The sequence below is a fragment of the Methanococcoides burtonii DSM 6242 genome (assembly GCF_000013725.1).
Classification (GTDB): domain Archaea; phylum Halobacteriota; class Methanosarcinia; order Methanosarcinales; family Methanosarcinaceae; genus Methanococcoides; species Methanococcoides burtonii.
In genome coordinates this window covers 1827895-1846756 of the sequence record NC_007955.1, presented here as the reverse complement: position 1 = coordinate 1846756, position 18862 = coordinate 1827895, and the positions used below count along the sequence as shown (strand labels likewise).

General features: G+C 39.6%; 20 protein-coding genes. 6 read left to right on the top strand and 14 right to left on the bottom strand.

Annotation, left to right across the window (positions count from 1 at the left end):
- Positions 1-192 precede the first annotated feature (192 nt).
- Positions 193-1233 (bottom strand): methionine synthase, encoded by a 1041-nt coding sequence (locus tag MBUR_RS09050; RefSeq protein ID WP_011499787.1) that lies wholly within the window; start codon positions 1231-1233, stop codon positions 193-195.
- Positions 1234-1415: 182 nt separating this feature from the next.
- Between MBUR_RS09050 and MBUR_RS09045 the strand changes: the two genes are divergently transcribed.
- From MBUR_RS09045 to MBUR_RS13890, 5 genes are all read left to right on the top strand, one after another.
- Positions 1416-2441 carry a CobW family GTP-binding protein gene (locus tag MBUR_RS09045; RefSeq protein ID WP_232222135.1) on the top strand — a complete coding sequence of 342 codons (1026 nt, stop codon included), beginning with the start codon at positions 1416-1418 and terminating at the stop codon, positions 2439-2441.
- 121 nt (positions 2442-2562) lie between these two features.
- A complete protein-coding gene (locus tag MBUR_RS13895; RefSeq protein ID WP_157196698.1) occupies positions 2563-2715 on the top strand; it encodes a hypothetical protein in 153 nt (50 codons plus the stop codon).
- A 31-nt stretch (positions 2716-2746) separates the two neighbouring features.
- A complete protein-coding gene (locus MBUR_RS09040; RefSeq protein WP_011499785.1) occupies positions 2747-3748 on the top strand; it encodes a hypothetical protein in 1002 nt (333 codons plus the stop codon).
- A gap of 92 nt (positions 3749-3840) precedes the next feature.
- On the top strand, positions 3841-4197 hold the full coding sequence (locus MBUR_RS09035; RefSeq protein WP_048063346.1) for a hypothetical protein: 357 nt from the start codon (positions 3841-3843) through the stop codon (positions 4195-4197).
- Positions 4198-4388: 191 nt separating this feature from the next.
- Positions 4389-4601, top strand: a complete 213-nt coding sequence (locus MBUR_RS13890; RefSeq protein WP_157196697.1) for a hypothetical protein — start codon at positions 4389-4391, stop codon at positions 4599-4601.
- A gap of 480 nt (positions 4602-5081) precedes the next feature.
- Here MBUR_RS13890 and MBUR_RS09025 read toward each other — a convergent pair whose 3' ends face one another.
- From MBUR_RS09025 to MBUR_RS08980, 10 genes are all read right to left on the bottom strand, one after another.
- Positions 5082-5321, bottom strand: a complete 240-nt coding sequence (locus MBUR_RS09025) for a hypothetical protein (protein ID WP_048063344.1) — start codon at positions 5319-5321, stop codon at positions 5082-5084.
- A 253-nt stretch (positions 5322-5574) separates the two neighbouring features.
- Positions 5575-5982, bottom strand: coding sequence for an inorganic diphosphatase (locus MBUR_RS09020; RefSeq protein ID WP_011499784.1), 408 nt, complete (start codon positions 5980-5982; stop codon positions 5575-5577).
- Between the two features lie 223 nt (positions 5983-6205).
- Complete coding sequence (locus MBUR_RS09015; RefSeq protein ID WP_011499783.1) at positions 6206-6445, bottom strand: hypothetical protein; 240 nt, start codon at positions 6443-6445, stop codon at positions 6206-6208.
- A gap of 113 nt (positions 6446-6558) precedes the next feature.
- Positions 6559-7428, bottom strand: coding sequence for a hypothetical protein (locus MBUR_RS09010; protein WP_011499782.1), 870 nt, complete (start codon positions 7426-7428; stop codon positions 6559-6561).
- A gap of 266 nt (positions 7429-7694) precedes the next feature.
- Positions 7695-8987: a M28 family metallopeptidase gene (locus MBUR_RS09005; RefSeq protein WP_011499781.1), complete on the bottom strand. Its 1293-nt coding sequence runs from the start codon at positions 8985-8987 to the stop codon at positions 7695-7697.
- Positions 8988-8999: 12 nt separating this feature from the next.
- A complete protein-coding gene (locus MBUR_RS09000; RefSeq protein ID WP_011499780.1) occupies positions 9000-9626 on the bottom strand; it encodes a hypothetical protein in 627 nt (208 codons plus the stop codon).
- 85 nt (positions 9627-9711) lie between these two features.
- Positions 9712-10191 carry a hypothetical protein gene (locus tag MBUR_RS08995; RefSeq protein WP_011499779.1) on the bottom strand — a complete coding sequence of 160 codons (480 nt, stop codon included), beginning with the start codon at positions 10189-10191 and terminating at the stop codon, positions 9712-9714.
- A 225-nt stretch (positions 10192-10416) separates the two neighbouring features.
- Complete coding sequence (locus tag MBUR_RS08990; protein WP_011499778.1) at positions 10417-11319, bottom strand: hypothetical protein; 903 nt, start codon at positions 11317-11319, stop codon at positions 10417-10419.
- Positions 11320-11403: 84 nt separating this feature from the next.
- A complete protein-coding gene (locus tag MBUR_RS08985) occupies positions 11404-12090 on the bottom strand; it encodes a transglutaminase-like domain-containing protein (protein ID WP_157196696.1) in 687 nt (228 codons plus the stop codon).
- Positions 12091-12181: 91 nt separating this feature from the next.
- Positions 12182-12775, bottom strand: a complete 594-nt coding sequence (locus MBUR_RS08980) for a hypothetical protein (protein ID WP_157196695.1) — start codon at positions 12773-12775, stop codon at positions 12182-12184.
- Between the two features lie 246 nt (positions 12776-13021).
- Between MBUR_RS08980 and MBUR_RS08975 the strand changes: the two genes are divergently transcribed.
- Positions 13022-14374, top strand: coding sequence for a serpin family protein (locus MBUR_RS08975; protein ID WP_011499775.1), 1353 nt, complete (start codon positions 13022-13024; stop codon positions 14372-14374).
- A gap of 277 nt (positions 14375-14651) precedes the next feature.
- On the opposite strand, the gene MBUR_RS08970 is transcribed toward MBUR_RS08975, so the two are convergent.
- The 3 genes from MBUR_RS08970 to argS form a co-directional block, all read right to left on the bottom strand.
- Positions 14652-16331, bottom strand: coding sequence for a hypothetical protein (locus MBUR_RS08970; protein WP_011499774.1), 1680 nt, complete (start codon positions 16329-16331; stop codon positions 14652-14654).
- A gap of 503 nt (positions 16332-16834) precedes the next feature.
- Positions 16835-17116: a DUF1294 domain-containing protein gene (locus tag MBUR_RS08965; RefSeq protein WP_011499773.1), complete on the bottom strand. Its 282-nt coding sequence runs from the start codon at positions 17114-17116 to the stop codon at positions 16835-16837.
- 42 nt (positions 17117-17158) lie between these two features.
- Positions 17159-18862, bottom strand: a complete 1704-nt coding sequence (gene argS, locus MBUR_RS08960; RefSeq protein ID WP_011499772.1) for an arginine--tRNA ligase — start codon at positions 18860-18862, stop codon at positions 17159-17161.

Sequence of the window (18862 nt, the reverse complement as noted above, 5' to 3'; positions counted from 1 at the left end):
CAAATTGTGATTAACATCTAAATTAGTATTTAATTATATTAATACGTTGCTATTTGATTGCATTAATGTTTCACTCGTTGAGATAACTTGATCAAATATATAAAAATTATCAATGCACTGCCTTCGATGAAGAGACCAAGAGTTAATCAAAAAATTTGCAGGTAACTGTTATGCTCCTGCATCTTTTTTCGTTTAGGACAAATGCTTGTTCTGAAAAATACTGATACCTTCTTCGACATTGTTCAGCAACTGACAGGCGATCTCCTGTGTCGGCCATGAGCCAACTCCACAGTCCGGACCAACATATTTTATGCGGTCCCCAAATATGGAATAGGCATCCTCAAGCCTTTTTGCAATGATCTCAGGAGTCTCCATTTTTGTTACGATCTCAGGCAGATACTGGGTGTCTTTCCAGACATTTGTATTGTATTTCTCGTTCAGAACAGAAACAAGATTGAAAATATCGGTCCTTGCGATACCTACACGAAGGAAAGAATCCGTGTCTTCAAGCACTTTTTTGTCTATAAGGTCAAGATAGGAAGGATTCGCTGCTGATTCCACACCTATTACATTGATGTTCGGAGTGTCACATGCGATCTTGTAATGCAATGGTGAATGTAAATGGATCTCCACATCTACATCCTGTTTGCCTGCATAGGCGGTAGAAAGGCTCAAAGCTTTCACCAGTTCAGCATCTTCGAACATTACCTGTGGATTGATACCTATACTTGGCTCATCGATGGAGATCGTTCTTATGGTGAAGTTCTTTGCAGACTTGATGGCCTTACTGATAAAACGATCAATGCTGACTGCGAGCGTATCCAGGATGTCGGTGTATTGAGTTCCCCCGAAATCCTTGAGGTAAAGTTCAAGAGGACCTGTTACACAAACACGGACATCCGGTTTGTTGCCTGTCTCCTCTTTGTATTGTGCGGCAGTCTTCTCCAAAATATCAAGCTCGAGGATGCGCGCACTGTCCTCTTTGACCTTGAAAGGCTCTTCCACACACTTCGGGTCCTTAATTATGGACAGAAACTGTTCGTTCATGTCCTGAAACTGCGGATATGTTGCGACCTGCACACCTGCGTCCAATTTCTGTTTGAATGCTGATCCTATGATATTGAAAAGCTGCTCATCACTATCCCTTTTTGAAAAGGCGTTTGCCATCCACTCTTTCGTTACATCTTCCGGTAACGGAAAACTTCCAATATCATCAAAGATCAGGTCTGTCATAGCTACTCTACTGTAAGTATCATTTATAATAGTAGCGAAATGAGAATCTGGAAAATATCCCCTGTCCTGCCAGATATCTGCAAGATTTATAAGGTAAGAATCACAAGTTAAAACCCAGTCTTGATCTTAAACAATTATCTTTTAAAAATATCATTCTTCCGCTGGTGAAATAATTGAAAATAATGATAATAGGCGGCTTTCTCGGAAGCGGCAAAACCACTACTCTGTTGAAGCTTGGAAAACATCTTAGCGATACAGGACACAAGATAGCAATAATAGTGAACGAGATAGGCGAGATAGGCCTTGACGGTGATACCCTTTCAAGTACCGGTATCGTTACGGAAGAACTCACAAGCGGGTGTATCTGCTGTACGCTCAAGATAAGCATGGAATACACTTTGAGCAACCTTTCCGATGAATTCCATCCGGATGTCATTATCATCGAACCTACCGGAATCGCTTTCCCAAGACAGATCAAGGATGATATTGCACTGATGAAGATCGAGAACTTAAGCTTTGCACCTATCGTCAACATTGTGGATGGAACAAGGTTCAATACGGAGATAAAGCAGACACCCAAGTTCATTCAGACACAGATCGAGGATGCTGATATCCTCTGTATCAACAAGGTCGATATAGCAGAGAAAGAAAAGGTTGCAGAGGTAAGGAATTTCCTGGAAGGGCTCAATCCCGAGGCAGAAGTTATCGAATTCTCTGCAAAGGAAGCCGATGAAAAGTTCCAGAGACTCATAGACCTGCTGGCCGGTCAGAGCAAGGAAAGAGACGCAAGGGAGAATATCAATTCCATTGAAGCCTCCGAAGTGAGCTCCTATTCCGGCGAACTCACCATCAAGGACTGCGAACTGGAAGCCGAAAAAGCGGAAAAATATGCCATCGATGTTCTAACTTCCATAGGCAAACAGATCAAAAAGCTCAATCCGGATTTTGTAGGTCACATCAAGATGGCACTGGAATACCCCGAAACCCTCATGAAAGCCAGTATCACATCTTCCGAAAGTATACCCAATATAGAGTTCTTTGAAACAAAAAGTAAAGAATGCACCCTGAAGTTCCTCTCAGCAGTTACGAATGTGGAAAAGGAGGACCTTGTAAAGATCGTTGAGACCACGATAAAGGAGCATCTCAAACAGGAAGGCATACCTTTTAGCAATAAGGTCAAGAATCTTCAGACCATCGACATTCTTTAAGCTCAACTACCTTTGAGCATAAGATAATTAAATTGAAGCATAAGACACTATTAAAGAAGATTCTTTGGAAAAGCTGCGGCGAGAAAATGCAAAAAGGCTTGATTGGAGGGGGCACAGCACGATGGAAATAAAAGACGGCATGGTATCGATGCCTGAAAAGGAATATAAAGAAAAAATAGCCTCTGCAAAACTTTGGGCTATGTTAGAAGGCATAGGTATGGGAGCAGTGCTCATGGGGCTCTATTTACTGTGGTCTATCGGGAAAATTCCATGATTTCAAAAAGAGATCTAAGGAGGAGGTTATAATGGGGTGGAAAGGAACTCTACGCTCAATAAATGCAGCCCATCGTAAGTATGAACGTGAAGCACAACGGCGACAGCGTGAACTCGAAAGGCAGCAGAAACAGCTTGAGAAAATGCAAGAAATAGAGCGGGCAGCCTATGAAGTCAACGTATATGAAAATTATATTGACCTATTGCTTTCTGTTCACAAGGAATGTGGTGATTTGTGGGATTGGAGAATAATTCAATCTTCTGAACCACCCATCAAGCCGACAAAATCTCATAAAAATGAAGAATTAGCACAAACAAAACTGGATAAGTTTAGGTCAGGATTTTTCGACAAGATACTGAAGCGTGTAGAGTCTAAGCGTGACACATTAACTCAGAATGTTGAAGAGGCAAGACAAGCAGATGAGAAGGAATATCGAGAGAGTCTGCAAGTGTACGAACAAGAATATGCAGACTGGGCTACAATCCGTGAACTTTCCGATAGGATACTTTCGGGTGATACCGAAGCCTACTTAGATGCAATCAAACAGACAGACCCCTTCAATGATATTAGCGAACTTGGCTCATCTCTCGAGTTTAAAGCTATGAGTAATTCCTTACTTGAAGCAACTCTACACGTGAACGGTGAAGATGTTGTTCCTTCAGAAATTAAGAGTCAATTGAAAAGTGGGAAGCTTTCAGTAAAACAGATGCCTAAAGGCAAGTATTACGAGTTATATCAAGATTACATTTGTAGTTGTGTATTGCGAGTTGCGAGAGAGGTTTTTGCATTGCTTCCCATCGAAATGGTGATAGTTAATTGTATGGGGAATCTTTTGAACAGTCAGACCGGTTATATGGAAGAAAAGCCCATTCTCAGTGTAGCAATTCCACGAAAAACACTCGAAGGACTAAATTTTGAAATGCTCGATCCATCAGATTCGATGAGCAACTTTATTCACCGAATGGCGTTCAAAAAAACAACCGGTTTTAGCGCCGTCGAATCCCTTAAGGCTTTTGATTTGCAGACAGAATGATAAGGTTAAGACCAAAGGCAGCTGCAGGATGGAACAGCCTTGAGCAATAAAGCACTTCATTAAGCAAGCAGAGGCAAAAGAGACAAAGAACTATGAGAGAAGACGCTTTTTTAAAATTATCTCAAGATAAACAGGATCAGCTTCTGGCTTTTAGGCAATCTAAAATAGATCTTAATGAATCAGAAGCACATCTTGAAAATCAAAAAAGGTGGAGGATCGTTTTTGAGAAAGCTCCTCCCGAAACAATCCCACTCCTTATTTACTGTACTGAAGTAGCTATTGTTGCATTAATCAGTCTGTGGAGAGTTATCAGCCTTGAAGGAATTCAATTATACATTGGAATTTCAATTATCTTTTGTACACTATTTTTCCCGTTACTAGTCTTGCCAGGGAAATCATGGGTCGATTTATGGAACTGGTTTAAGAAGGACATCCTTAGAAGAAAATGACATAATCGCAATGTTGAAGGACTGTAAACTTCTAGCCACACCCCACCCCTTTGAAGATACTAAATCCTTGGTAATCCATATCTCAAACCCTTAGGTTCTGTAGGTTGGATAGAGTTGTATAGATAGCTCCCATAATTTTTGGTTGCAGGCCAATGATGGCACGACTGCTGCAGCCCACGTGATAGCATCCCATGGATAACAAGGAAGGCCAATACAACAAATTCCCTGAAGCCTTCCTCATAGTTTCTGCCTGCATCTCTGGTGATGGATATCTCTGGAAGTACCAGAAAGGCAAATACAACAGGTTCCCTGAGGCCTTCCACGTAATGCCTGGCTACAGCTCTGATACAATACCGCCCGGGAGATCTGCCCTATTGGCATTCCGGAGACTTTCAGGTCCTTGAGTATCCGGATATCAAACTCTGGCCGGCTGCGAGTGTGAATAAAGCTGCAGGGATATCCCTCAAAGTGTCTGGTTTCAGCTCTAGATATTCAAGATCCTTGCAGATCTAACCTGTTGGAATTCTGGCCAATACTAAGTTTTTTGGCTTCAAGGCATATCCTTCAAACCGTGATAATTTCCAATAATTCCCTTATTTCCAGTCAAAAAACCGGAAAATAGCTAAAAACGTAAAAAACCGTACTTGTTTTTACCCTATTGAGACATACAAGTTTTAGCCCTTGCATCTGTTTTTGATATCTCAATTGCAATTGAGATGTATTTTGTTTCCAATTGAGATATGCGAGTTTAGTCTATACATAGCGTTTTCATAGCTCAATTGAATTTACCCCATGCAAACAAGCGACTTGTATTTTTTAGTATCTCAATTGAGATACCAAAATACTAACTATTGAATGGAAGGGTTTAATATTCAGACCTGGTATTATCTGTGAATTATAGAACTCAGAAATCGGCTCAAACGATTCTGTTTATCCTCTACGAAATTTGAGATTTCATTATTAACCTTTTGTTCAACTTCATTTAGCAGAGGTTGGTATATCTGAACATACTTATTTGCAGTCGCCCAACTTATTTTTAAATCTTTGGCAATCCGATAGGTGGTTTTTCCCTCAAGCATCAATTCAAAGATTATTTCTTGTTTTGCTTTTGAGATTTGAGCCATGGATAAAAAATGCATGGATAACATATAAAAGATAAACTCAAAGATTCGAGAGTCGACGATCCAGAGATATGTATATACTGGATGTATAATACATGGTTGAAAATAACCCCATGTACAATGAGGAAAACAACATCAATTATCACCAGAAACCTTACTACTTCAGTCTGTTCTAAAGGTTTACCTTTTCCTGATCTCTTTTTTGCAGAACACTATTTAATTTACAGTTATCAGTTTAGTTTACACTGACCGGTTCTCACTTTTCCTCGAACAGTTCAATGCCTTCGAACCTGCATTCTGCAAGTCTTCTTTCATGGACCATATAACGGAACCTTTTGAAAAGTGCATACATCCTGAAATATAATCCGAACAGTTTTTCAGAATACCTGTCCCCTAGATAGAACACTTTTTTATCATCCTGAACTGAGTCATCAACAAACCTGACCACACCACCGGCATTGGTCAGTTTTACCAGGGTGCCCTGAGGAAGCCGGGGTCCGAGTACGATGGCGTCCTCTTCCATCCCATCATCTCCCATAGTTTCCTCAATGAAACCATAGTTGAATATCGTAGGTATCGGGGAAAAAAGGACTCTTTTGTATTCATCATCTACTTTCTGATACTTGAAAAAACTGAATTTGGGAGTTTCGATCCGTATCTTCATTATGGAGTAATCAACTTCTTTTTTATAAAACGCTTTTCGAAAGGATCCACGTTATCATCCGGATCAACCAAAAAGTAATTAAATATTTCCGGAGAGTGATATAAATAACTTTATTTCCACATTTTTATTTGATTGAGCACTCACGGCCGGCACAAACGCCATGCTCACCAGCAACATTGCCACAAGCAGCACGCTTAATCCAAATTTCATATTTGTTTTTATTTTATTCACTTCTAAAACATTCTCTAACGAAAAAGATTGCAGTTACAATAAATACGCCCCCAATACCTATGCTCATATAATAAATGGGTTCAACATGAAAAAGTGGAATCCACCAATGCTGTGATGAAACCCCCATTTCATTCGCACCGAAATTAACAAAAAGCATGCCAAGAGATGCACAAACAAGGGCTGAAATGAAGGATGTTGTTTTCCGTTTGAGTACATCATTTTTGTTTATCATTTTTATCTTCCATTTTCTTTGACTTCAATGAACTATGTTCAAACAACCAAAAACTGAAAATGGGGGATAATGGAATAGTTTTGAGACTATTCAAAATCACCCCATTTCAAAACTTAAAATTGAGAAGCGGATAGGTAAGTGTCCCACACAAAGTCGTATCCTGCACCATATGGTCTTCTCTCTTCACAAGCTCCGTTTACTGACTGAGAACCTTCATAGTTTCCGATCCACTCTACTGTATATTTACCAGCACTTCCTACTTGGCACTCCCCGGGTTTGGGCCTTACTTTGTCTTGATGGAGTATAAAATCACCGGATATTGCACAACTTACTCCCTGATATACAGCACCAAGACTAACTGTTACAATATCCTCATCACCTATAATGTCAGCATCAGGAGAGTAAACCAGCAGATCATAATTTGAGTTATCAAGCTTTACTTTGTTCCAAAAATTCCGGAGATTTGAGTCATCACCTAAAGGCTCTGTGTTTTCTCGATTTTGTGCTGAACTCCAGTGCCAGTAATAGTAATGTTCTCTACCTAGCTCGTCAGTTTTATCTAGTTTATAGAGAGCAACCAGATTATCAGAACTTGCCATTACAATCCCATTGGAATCTTTTACTTCTAAATACTCAGTCCACGAATTGATATAATGTATATTCTCCATATTATCTGGATTTGAAACTTTCACACTGATTTCTGGCTCTATTCCAAATACACCTGCTTCTCCGTATTTTTGTTTCATTTTTTCTACATAATCTTCGAAATCTTTTTCGGATAATCCTGGAGTATCAGGAGTTATTGTTTTGCTCATTTTTGCCATAAACACCTGATCACTTGAATTGATACTTCTTTCAACATCTGTCATCTCAAAAGATTTCATATTTACGGGTTCTGCACTCACAGCCGGCACAAACGCCATGCTCACCAGCAACATTGCCGCAAGCAACGTACCTATTCCAAATTTCATATTGCTTTTCATCTTGTTTACCTCATTTCTTTACTCCAGAGGCACAACCAAGCAAGCTTTAAGTATCCTCAAAGCCAACATTATCATGCTTTTGGGCAATTTCGGGGTTCAACCGTTGTTTGGTAGGTTCAGTTGAACCCTGTAAAATCCTATATATCACTTCTATATAAGTTTTCTATGCAAACCTTCGAACTGACTGGGAATCGCTAACGGGAGACATTGATTTGATATGGCAATAGCATCAGCCAATTAAAAAGGCGCACCCAGTACCACCTTTTTCATTTATTCCTTTTAGATCGCAGAACAACAACCAGAATTATCAACAAGATTGCAAAAAATCCAAGACCATAGGTTTTGGAACCAGTATCTGAACCGCCTTTCAAGATTTCTGGATAGTCGATCACCTCAAAAGAAGCTGTCGCTTCCCCTCTGTTTCCATATTCATCAATTGCCCATACTTTTATATCATGCTGGGCAAGGCTAAAAATCAGCCACTCTCCAGAACTGATCTCTCCAAGATTTTGACCATCCAACAAAACCTGCACATGAGTATCATTCTCGGAGATGTTGTACATGAGAGGGATGATGTTATTGCCATGAACAGCCAGATTATTGGGAGATGAAATATCCACTAAAGGCGGTTCAATATCTTCTGGAGTGGCCAAATGATAAACGCTTTCTACTGCAATTTCAGTTGCATTCTCTGCCAGAGAGAAATTGATCGTTTCTATGGTGTCTCCAGGTTTGTGATGGAATGGTGTAAACTCAGATTCGATTAACTCTACTGCTGGAATGTTATTTTGAATAAATGGTGTATGATCGCTGAAAGCAATGAGACCCATATGTTTGCTAACAGATATGTTCGATTCATTGGCTGAAAGCTGGACAATATCTGCAAGCCATGAAGTTTGTGGAATGTATGAAATTTGCAGGTTATTGCCATATCCGATTTGATCAAGGCAGATAAGTCCGGTTATATTATTTTTTAAATCCGGGTGCATCTCTATCCACATATCGGCTCCTATTGGCTGGCTATGTTCCGGGAAAACCATGAAGTATACTGTCCTGTTGAGTTCATAGTCCTGAAGAAGTCTTGCTATCTCCAGGGTTGCGGCCACACCAAGAGCGGCATCATCAGCTCCTGGGCTTGTTCTTGCAGTGTCATAATGAGAGCAGACTATGATTATCTGATTCTCCAGATTCGTACCACGTTTTACTCCAATGATATTATTGATACTAAATGGCTCATCACGAATTTCTTCCAATGAAGTTTCCAGACCGTACATTTCCATTGTATTCTTTATGTACTCTACAGATTGCTCTGTAGCCAGTTTGCCTTCTTCATGTTCCATTTCAGAAGACAGCGAGGAATATACTGTTATACGAGGACCATGGCTTACAATTTTTTGAGTGATCTGTTCTAAGTTTGAAGTGTTCACAGTAAAATCAGGGGACGAAGTATCCTCAGAATACGCTTCTCCTACAGTTAAACTAGTTGTTGTCAATATGCATATGAGGAAAGCTGTAAGGAATAATTCACTATATTTTTTGATATTAAAAAATTCAACCATTGTCAACCACACTCATTCTAATTCAAGCCATTTTGAAAATCTTAATGTTTTATTCTCAATGTCTTCCATTTCAGCTTTTTTTGTTGATGTGCCCATGTAATCAGGGGCAAATGTACTGTAATTTATAGATTCCTGTTTTAAAATTTTCTTGGAAACAGGATCATAGAGTAACAATAATGCTGGTTCCTTCAATTTTGTACCATTAAATTCATGCTCTGAAGGATATGGCATTCTATACAAAACGAATTGATTTTTTAAAGTTGACTTAATAGTATCATTACCCATGACAAATAATCTGTAATACACATCCATCATAAATTCGCTATCATTTTCACCTATCACATTGTATTTACCCTCATAATCTACATTTTTATCCTGCAGATGCATGTGAATTAAAATTAAATTGTTCCTTTTTTTTGCAACTTTAACTGCATGAGAGAAACTATCTTCCCAGGGTAGATCCAGTGTTGGATCGTCTCCTATTGCAATAAAATTTGAGTTTTTTGAAAGATTTTGGCTATCATCATTTTCCATAAACGCAGATGATGTGAGGCCCCAAAATAAAAAGGAGAATAAAACAATCGCAGCTATAATGAATTCGATTTTTAATAGACCAGATGAATTCTCTTCTTTGCTCATTTGAATCACTTCAAAAATTGAAAATGTGCCTCAAAGGAGGCACCGAATTGAGAAATTAAGAAACTGCGTCAGAACTTTATGTTTTTTACCAGTGGACATTCACATACGTTGTCAGCTTTACGTTGGAATTGCTCCAAACGTAAACTCCACTGGAGACAGTCTTATATGCATCAAACAACTTATCGTCACCTGAAAGTGTGTCGTCGTCCCATACAAGTACATGGAGACTGTCTGCAGCATATCGTAGATTTGTCCACTCATATGGAGAAACGGTAAAGGATTCTTCAGTGTCTTTAAGGACACTTATTACTCCCGTCTTTACATCGAAATCTCCCGGATCGTCTGTGGTATATTCTGCGTATATTTCACCGGTGTTGTCTCCCGCGTCAGGAGCAACATATAGTTTCACTTTTTGAGCTGTGATGTCAACATACTGAGTACTCTCAATACCAATATCTCCATTTTGAGTATCTTCTACTGCACTCACAGCCGGTGCAAACGCCATGCTCACCAGCAGCATTGCTGTTAGCAGCGTACCTATTCCAGATTTCATATTTGCTTTCATTTATTTCACCTCTTGTTTTGTCCCAAGAGGCACAACCAAGCAAGCTTTAAGTGTCCTCAAAGCCAACATTACCATGCCTTTGGGCAATTCCGGGGTTCAACCGTTGCTTGGTAGGTTCAGTTGAACTCCGTAAAATCCTATACAGCTATTCTATATAAGTTTTCTATGCAAATCATCGAACTGACCGGAATCCTTGCATTTCATTGAGGTGATCTGCATCCGGAATCATTTCCCACCCGTCTTCCTGGTCATCCTCAAAGACGCTGCAAATGCAACTAAAGTAAGCATTCCGCCAAAACCGGGGACGTTATACGAAGGTTCCCCGGATCCATTAACTCCTGCATCCATCAGGTAATAGTGGACTTCACCGTCACCGGTATCGATATAAAATGTAGTGGCAGCAGGGCCCGTTATGTAGGTCACAACCCAGAAAGGCTGTGAATCCCGGAAAACGATATGAACATCCACTGGAGATACCGACGAATTCATTTCCTTTGCAGCTATCCAGAGCGCCTGCTCCTTATCCACGGCTACCTGCAACTCATTGAATGTCTTCACCCAGCTGATATTGCCTTTTTGTTCCATGAACATAAGTTCCCTGAAAACATCCCTGTCGGCTACCAGGTAGACCAGTGAAGAAGTCCGGTTCAGGTCTGTGGACATTTCTTTCCATTTCCTCGGATCATAGGAGTTGATAAAGGAAATAATCGTGTCATTCTTTTCAGCCTCAGGATAAGCGGCGAAAAAATCATCCAGTGGACCGGGGGGTTCAAAGGAAATCGTCTCATTCATCCCTATCTGACGGACCCATACGATCTCTCTTTTCCATTTTTGGTCGATTCCTCCAGTTTTCTCAAGAACAACTAATTTTTTTGAATGATTTTCTTTTGGAATTATATATAGAAATTGATTACTATCGTTGATATATGCAATTTCATAATCACTGATCCCATATTTGTTTATGAAATCCATGATTTCTTGATTTTCTTCCAGACTCAAGATATGTGGCATAAGATAGTTTTCTATCGAATTACCATCTCCGGGACGAGGATGAAGCTCTTCGGCAAATGCAGGCATAACTGCTCCTATTATGAGAATGGATATTACAATTGGTTTTATTTTTTTCATGTACTCACCCCTGATAATCATTCTGAAAAATATGAATAAACACAGAAAATATAATCTGTATTTACCCATCTTGAAATCATCATGTTAGTTGTATTTGTCCAGCATCCCTAGATATTCCCTTTCGAAATCAAGCCAGAAGTGCAGCAACCCATCTCCCATAGGATCACCGGCATCAAGACTGTCATCTGCATTCTTCATGTTCCAGAAATACATATTTGAACAATTCCGTGAAACATAAATATCTGGATTATCAAAAGAATTCCATGTTGGATCAGAATGAATCCACTCCTGTCCATCCCAAATTTCTGCCATTTCATGTGCACTTCTGTTCCCTGAACTATTGGTCATATTCAGGTAATACTGCTTTGAAGGTATTCCCAGTGCTCTATTAAATGCATTAGAGAGAGTGGCATATTCATCACAAACACCAATATAGTACCCACTAGCATTTGTGTGGTTAATTATCCATAGATCAGAGGCAGTATAACTTCTATCTAGGAATGCCTCATCATCATAATGCATCACTTTATAAACATAATCTGTAATTTGGTTTGCAGTTTCATATGGAGTCGTGCTGTTATCACCCGCAACTGCAGCTTCAAATATGATATTGTAGCCTTCATTGAATGGGAAATGATAAATGTCACTTGTATTCAGGTTCACTCCATTATCAGGATCAGGTAGATGATTTGCATCATTGTTGTATTTTTCAATTCCATCATACGGCATCCATACAAAATGAGTAGATGTATCGTCAGGATCAACCCGCACTTCAAGAGCAATAGGTTTTATACCTATGGAACTCTGCGTACTTGTTGGCTTGAAGGGAACAGTTACTGTCGTGTTGGAATCTGGAGCCAGATTACTGAATGCTTTGTAATAACCGTAACCATCTTTCTGCTGACCAGAAGAGAACTTTTCCGCTTGCAGTTGAAGTGCCGTAATTATGGATGGTAACGTAATTATTGAATACTGTATCCTGTACCCAATACCACTGATAAGTTATTCCCGTGATTTTGACATCAGGATCTGATCTCGTTTTGCCTTCACTTTCAGACAGTTCTGTTGACGTTGCAGGTATATTTATTGAAATCTGCCCGCCGGATTCGAAATTTGCTTTCTGGAGTGTAGTTTCTTTAGGAATACTATTGAGTTCTTTTTTTTCAGATTCATTCAATGCAATTATGAAAGGATTTGTTTTTTCAAGTTCCTCCGGGGACAGAGGTTCTTGTTTTAGCTGAGGTTTATGCCCGTTGTATTCCGAAAGATCCATGGGTTTTACCCATTCTTCAAATTCCGGCATATACGAAGGGTCATTTTCCACTTTACTGTCATTGACTGTAGCTGATACAGGTATCAGTGCCAGACTTATCAATAATATTGCTGCGAATATTATTGAGTATCCAATTTTTAAATTTCGCATTATTTCACCTCTTGTATTAAATCCAAGAAGCAAAGCTACGTTTATATACTGTAAATTACAAACTTAGCCCTGCCTTTGGGCAATTCCGGGGTTCAACCGTTGCTTGAAAGGTTCAGTTGAACCCTGCAAGATTCTTTGAATTCATTGCATATAAATTATATGGCCATATCTTCGAACTGATTGAGAATCACCACATTACATTGGTGTGATCAGCAGCATCCGGAATCAGTTCGAAGATATGGCCATAAAATTTAAATATTGTCACTTCAAGCATATAGTATGAATGTAAAAAATATTATTTGCACAGTGGTGATCTGTGTTCTCCTTTTTTCATGTATTGGATGCATAGGCACCGGCACAAACTCAGATAGTGAATTAGACCCAACTTCCACAGAATTAGAAATTGGAAACATAAGCTCCCCTTCGATAAACGTAGAATCAGAAACTGTAGATAAAAGTTCTATGATGTATGCATATTCGCCTGGTGATTATGATATTGCCACTGCAAACAACGCCTTTTCCTTTGATATGTATAACAATCTGGCCACAGATGGCAATATTGTCTTTTCGCCATACAGCATATTTACTGCAATGGCTATTTGTTATAATGGCGCTGAAAGTACCACACAAGAAGAGATAGCCTATGTGTTCTACTATCCTCTAAGCAAGCCTGTGCTTGAAAAGAGTTCGAAAGAGATGATGAATATAATAAATTCAGATGATGACAACAACGACCTGAAAACTGCAAATGCTCTCTGGGTACGGGAAAATTATCCATTAAATGAAAGGTTTGTGGGTAACTCAAAAATCTATTATGATGGAAAAGTAACAAACGTTGATTTTAGAAATGAACCAGAAAGGTCCAGGGATATTATCAATGAGTGGGTTGCAACAAAGACCAACGAAAAAATCAAGGACCTGGTCCCGGATGACATGGTAACCTCCGACACAGCCATGATCATTACAAATGCGATTTACTTTAAAGGAAAATGGCTTAATGAATTTGACGTAGAAGAGACCCAAAAGGAACTTTTCTACAATTCATCTTCAAACGAAGAAGGAACTCCCATAGATATGATGTATACAAAGCAGTATTTTAGTTACGGTGAAAACAAAGATGCAAAAATCGTTGAACTGCCTTACAAGGGTGATGATCTATGTATGTACATTGTTCTTCCTGAAGAAAATAACATTGAAAATTTTGAAAGCAGATTTAGACTTTCCGATTATAACAACCTCAAGTCTTCTATGGAATCTGGAAATGAGGTAAGAATCTGGTTGCCCAAATTCAAGTTTGATACGAAAGCTAAATTATCAGATACACTGAAAACTATGGGACTTGTGGAAGCTTTTACGGGCAACGCAGATTTCTCAGGTATTTTTGATATCCAGAAGGTGCCGGAAGATTATGCTTTATGGCTACACGATGTGGTTCACCAGGCATTTATCGATGTCCAGGAAGAAGGTACTGAGGCAACAGCGGCAACGGCCATCGAAGCTGTCGACAGCTGTTTACCACTACCCGGAGAGGTAATGGAATTCAAGGTAGATCATCCATTCATGTTCTTCATCGAAGACAAGAGAACGGGATGTATCCTTTTCATGGGAAAGGTTGAGAATCCTTTGTATTGAGGAAATGCCAATTGGCATTTATCCTTACTTTTTAGTTTTTCATTGTCTGGATTATGTTTGCGTCGACCAAAACAACAAACAAAGATTAAGAACATACGAAATAGAAACTACTACAGCCCTTATTTCCAATAAAGAATTTATAGGTTTGATATGTGTTTTACGAATTTTACTATCATACAAAATCCTGAACCAATAATTAACCAAAAAAGTAATATGAATAGAGGGTTCCATAATTGCTCCATCCATTATTTTTCCCGATTTGTACCGGCAAATGCAATTAGTACTCCCATAACTGCAATAATTGCAGTAAATCCTTATAATTCGAAGTTTCTTCTGTAGTATTTCCTCCCGAATTGTCTTTCATATCATTTCCAGCAGTTATGTTTATGGAATGACCCTGTTCATAGAATCCAAAAATATTATTATCCACAGCAATAAAACGTCCAGATGGAGCCACATTAATCCTGTCATAATTCTTTACCGGCAATGGTATATCCTGAATATCATGTGTACTGGTGTTCAGTACTGAGATCTCATTATCCTTGACAAATAGCAGATCTGTACCTTTCCATGTGTGGTAGGTCACATTCTCGATCGTCAGTTTATCCAATTCGTTAAACAGGAACAGATTCGACGTTTTTATGTAAGGCGGGACCCTGTAGCTAGGATTGAGATCGGTCGCTAAAATATAACCATTCGGACCCACCATCCCATCAAGACCATGATTACCTTCAATCAGTTTTCCCATTTTTCCGATTATTGAGAGTGAGTATAATGCATATGTATCATCATCTGACCTCTTTTTAACCAGAAGCTTTTCACTGTCCGGATACCATTGTATAACTCTTGAGGAACCTGAATCAAATACAGCTATTTTTTCAGGGTTTCCCCCACTATCATTTATTGCATATATGTCGTAATTGAGAGTTCCATCTTCTTCCGAACCACTTATTTCATAGAAAATTAGTTTATTACTATCCGGGCTCCATTGTGCATCATACATTCCAACATGTTCTGCAGAATATATCTGGTTGAGTTCTCTTTTTTCAATATCAACAATAATAATATTACAGATATTTTGTATAAAGACAATTTTTTCCCCATCCGGAGACCACTCCATATTTTCGACATCTGCGGTATCATCAGGCAGGTTAAAGACAAGATTCGTATTTTCTTCCAAATCATAAATGATGAGGTTTCCAGGCATTAGTGCAGCTATTTTATCTTCAGTAGGCGAATATTTAAAATTCGATGGATCGCTTTCTAGTTCTATCATTTCGGGATCAAGTTCTACTTGTTGAGTTAACTGCATGTCACTTGACATGATGATAAGTTGAGAAGATGTTACTCTGTACATTCTTTCTTTTGATAATTCCATATATGCAAAATAAGCACCTGAGTGGCTCCATACAGGTGCTGTGACACTCTTACTTCCGCTGTAACTTGATTCTCCCCATGCAACACGCTTAACGTCAGAGCCGTTTGCATTTGCTATATAAAGTGCTGATATCAGACTACTATTAAAATCCCCTCCTCCTTTTGGAAGGAGGAAAAGAGATGCATCAATTAGCATTTGACTGCCGTCAGGGTTCCAGATGACATTAAAAACAGGTTTGTTGTTGATATTGCTGATATCAAGGCGATTCGTTTCCACAAGACTTATGATGTCTTTGCCTGCGATCTGGTTCAAATCAGATACTTCGGTTACATTCACCTGTTTTAGACTGCCACTTGCAGAAACCGGTTGAAAAGACAGGCAAACCAATGCAATAAACATTAGTGTTAGTTTAATTTGTTTCTTGAACATTTGATCATCTTCTATTTTTGAGCTTTTTTTGACTGTTTTACGAGGGAATATTTGCCTTTGATCGTGTCCCTGCTGCTCGACTATAAGCAGTATGCAAGCCTTGTTTGTGGTACAGGAACAGGGGATGGACATTACCTTGAATTGTATCATCCGCAATCTGTACTACCAGCAGCGTGTTAACTGCAACTAAACTCGAGAGAATGAAAATTCCTGTTGACATTTTCAATCTTAGCCAGAACATCATCAATTGCATCATCTCACTTTAACAATAAATAGTAAGTGTGAAACAAATGATATAACTGATGTGTGACAATGAGATGAAACGTCTCACATCCCTGATACCACCGTATTTTGATGCTGAAAATAGAGCTGTTGTTCGGTCTCTTCCAATGTTATCATTGTTTTCCAGATCTGCATGCTGCATTATTCATTATGGCTATGTTGACGGTCTCCAGGACCAATTATAAGAATTACAAAATTTTTGTGACGCCGACATCGATTACCATACAAATTGAGATACTATATCCAGGAATAAATTAGATCACATATCTGAGGAGTGATATGAACCAACACATCATTCCGTAATTCATCAATAATGAATGGGTTAACAACAGGACTCTTACAAAAAATAGGGATCACAGGATCCAAAGACCTCAAAGCAGTACAGGCAGAATATATTCAAAGAAGAGATAGCCTTCCACGATAAATATCAGTGGCATCCCGACCCTGAATGTCTGATGTCTGGTCTTGTGCCTGAACTTCTGCATTCCCATTATGGAACCTATGCTTCCGCCCAGCAATGCCCAGGTGAAAAGGGTCTTTTCCGGTATCCTGTATTTGTTTTTAATAGCTTTTTTTTTGTCAGAGTACATCAGCCAGAAAGAATAGATATTGACTAGAAAAAGATACAGGAGAATGTACAAATATAATTCCATATTCCATTCTCCTTATTTATGTGAAATGACACTTATTCGAACTTACATGGATTCAGGCGCACCCAGTCCAAGAGTGTCCAGGGTATTGGCAAGAACCATTCTTGCACAATCCACCAGAGCAATACGGCTTGAACGTAATTGTTCATCCTCTGCATTCAAGACAGATACAAAGCGGTAGAACTGGTTGAACGCATCAGCAAGTTCTCTTGCATAGATAGCAAACGTGTGAGGTCTGAGCTCTTTTGCACATTGATCGAGCATGTTGTCGAACATTGCCATTTTCTTAATAAGAGAAACTTCAGAATCTTCCACAAGAAGAGTAGTGTTGATAGGTTCTTCCGAACTCCAGAGACCTTCATCCTTAGCTTTCTGTAGAATGCTACATGCGCGTGCATGTGAGTACTGAATAAATGGTCCACCCTGTTTTTCAAAATCAAGGGCTTCTTTCCAGTCGAACACTGTGGATTTTTCAGGTGACACTTTTACAATATCATATCTGACAGCCCCAATTCCCACTATTTCCGCTACCGTTGCCTTGAAATCATCAGGCATATCCGGGCGACGCTTGTCCACTTCTTCATACGCCTGTGTCTTTATCTGGTCCAGCAGGTCATCAGCACTGATGAACTTACCACTTCTTGTGCTCATTGAACCTTCCGGAAGGGATACGAATTCAAATATAACGAATTCAGGCTCTTTCTTGCCTATCGCATTAAGCGTAGCCTTGAGCTGACCGGATATCAATTTGTGGTCTGCTCCGAACACATCGATGATCCTGTCCGCACGTTCACCTTTCCATTCATGGTATGCAAGGTCACGTGTGGTGTAAAGGGATGTGCCGTCCGTACGCTGTATAACCAGTGTCTTTTTAAATCCATAGTCCTGAAGGTTCACAACAAGTGCACCGTTGTCTATCTCTGTGCGACCTGTGGCCTTTATCTCTTCAATTATCCTTGAAACATCGCCGGACCTGATGAAACTGGATTCTTTCGGGAACTCGTCATGTGCCACATTCATCTTCTTGAGCGTTTCCTTGATGCCGGAAACTGCGAGATCGACCGCCTTATCGAAAGTTTCGATGGTAGCTGCATCCCCTTTTTCAACAAGCTGCATGAGCTTGTCAATCTCAGCGACCTTTTCAGGATGAGCATTGAGTTCTGCGTTTGCTTTTATGTAAACATCTGCAATGGCATGGTCAGGCTTGGAGCTCTCATCAAACTCGAAATAACCAAGGGCCCAGGAAACTATCGCTATCTGGCGACCCATATCATTAACGTAATAGTGAAGTTCCACATCATATCCTGCACGTTTGAGAATACGCCCGAGGGTATCACCGATTATGGAATTCCTTATGTGACCCACATGCAGCGGACCGTTGGGATTGGCTGAAGTGTGCTCGAGCAATATCCTGCCCTCAGAGAAATTACCTCCAAAGGCTTCTTTTTGCTCCCTTATGGCCAGAACTGTGCCCTCAATGAAATTACGGCCTGCCCAGATATTCAAATAGGGACCCAATGCCTCAACTTTCTCTACGAAAGAGCCTTTAGGTATCACAATTTCGCCTGCTATCTTCTCAGCAACATCCTTCGGGCTCTGCTTTGCAACAGAAGCTAACCTGAATGCTATTCTTGAAGACAGGTCTGCGTGCTGTGAAGGACCAAGCTCCATATCGTCTGCTTCAAACCCTGCTGAACTGACAGCGTCGTTCAGTATACTTGTAACCTGATCTATAAAATCTAAAAACAA

Coding starts and splice junctions, on each gene's coding strand:
- MBUR_RS09035 (WP_048063346.1), top strand. CDS start 3,841: ATGAGAGAAGACGCTTTTTTAAAATTATCTCAAGATAAACAGGATCAG.
- MBUR_RS09025 (WP_048063344.1), bottom strand. CDS start 5,321: ATGGCTCAAATCTCAAAAGCAAAACAAGAAATAATCTTTGAATTGATG.
- MBUR_RS08990 (WP_011499778.1), bottom strand. CDS start 11,319: ATGAAAAAAATAAAACCAATTGTAATATCCATTCTCATAATAGGAGCA.
- MBUR_RS13895 (WP_157196698.1), top strand. CDS start 2,563: ATGGAAATAAAAGACGGCATGGTATCGATGCCTGAAAAGGAATATAAA.
- MBUR_RS08995 (WP_011499779.1), bottom strand. CDS start 10,191: ATGAAAGCAAATATGAAATCTGGAATAGGTACGCTGCTAACAGCAATG.
- MBUR_RS09010 (WP_011499782.1), bottom strand. CDS start 7,428: ATGAAAAGCAATATGAAATTTGGAATAGGTACGTTGCTTGCGGCAATG.
- MBUR_RS09045 (WP_232222135.1), top strand. CDS start 1,416: ATGATAATAGGCGGCTTTCTCGGAAGCGGCAAAACCACTACTCTGTTG.
- MBUR_RS09015 (WP_011499783.1), bottom strand. CDS start 6,445: ATGATAAACAAAAATGATGTACTCAAACGGAAAACAACATCCTTCATT.
- MBUR_RS13890 (WP_157196697.1), top strand. CDS start 4,389: ATGGATAACAAGGAAGGCCAATACAACAAATTCCCTGAAGCCTTCCTC.
- MBUR_RS09040 (WP_011499785.1), top strand. CDS start 2,747: ATGGGGTGGAAAGGAACTCTACGCTCAATAAATGCAGCCCATCGTAAG.
- MBUR_RS09000 (WP_011499780.1), bottom strand. CDS start 9,626: ATGAGCAAAGAAGAGAATTCATCTGGTCTATTAAAAATCGAATTCATT.
- MBUR_RS08965 (WP_011499773.1), bottom strand. CDS start 17,116: ATGGAATTATATTTGTACATTCTCCTGTATCTTTTTCTAGTCAATATC.
- MBUR_RS09005 (WP_011499781.1), bottom strand. CDS start 8,987: ATGGTTGAATTTTTTAATATCAAAAAATATAGTGAATTATTCCTTACA.
- MBUR_RS08975 (WP_011499775.1), top strand. CDS start 13,022: ATGAATGTAAAAAATATTATTTGCACAGTGGTGATCTGTGTTCTCCTT.
- MBUR_RS09020 (WP_011499784.1), bottom strand. CDS start 5,982: ATGAAGATACGGATCGAAACTCCCAAATTCAGTTTTTTCAAGTATCAG.
- MBUR_RS08970 (WP_011499774.1), bottom strand. CDS start 16,331: ATGATACAATTCAAGGTAATGTCCATCCCCTGTTCCTGTACCACAAAC.
- MBUR_RS09050 (WP_011499787.1), bottom strand. CDS start 1,233: ATGACAGACCTGATCTTTGATGATATTGGAAGTTTTCCGTTACCGGAA.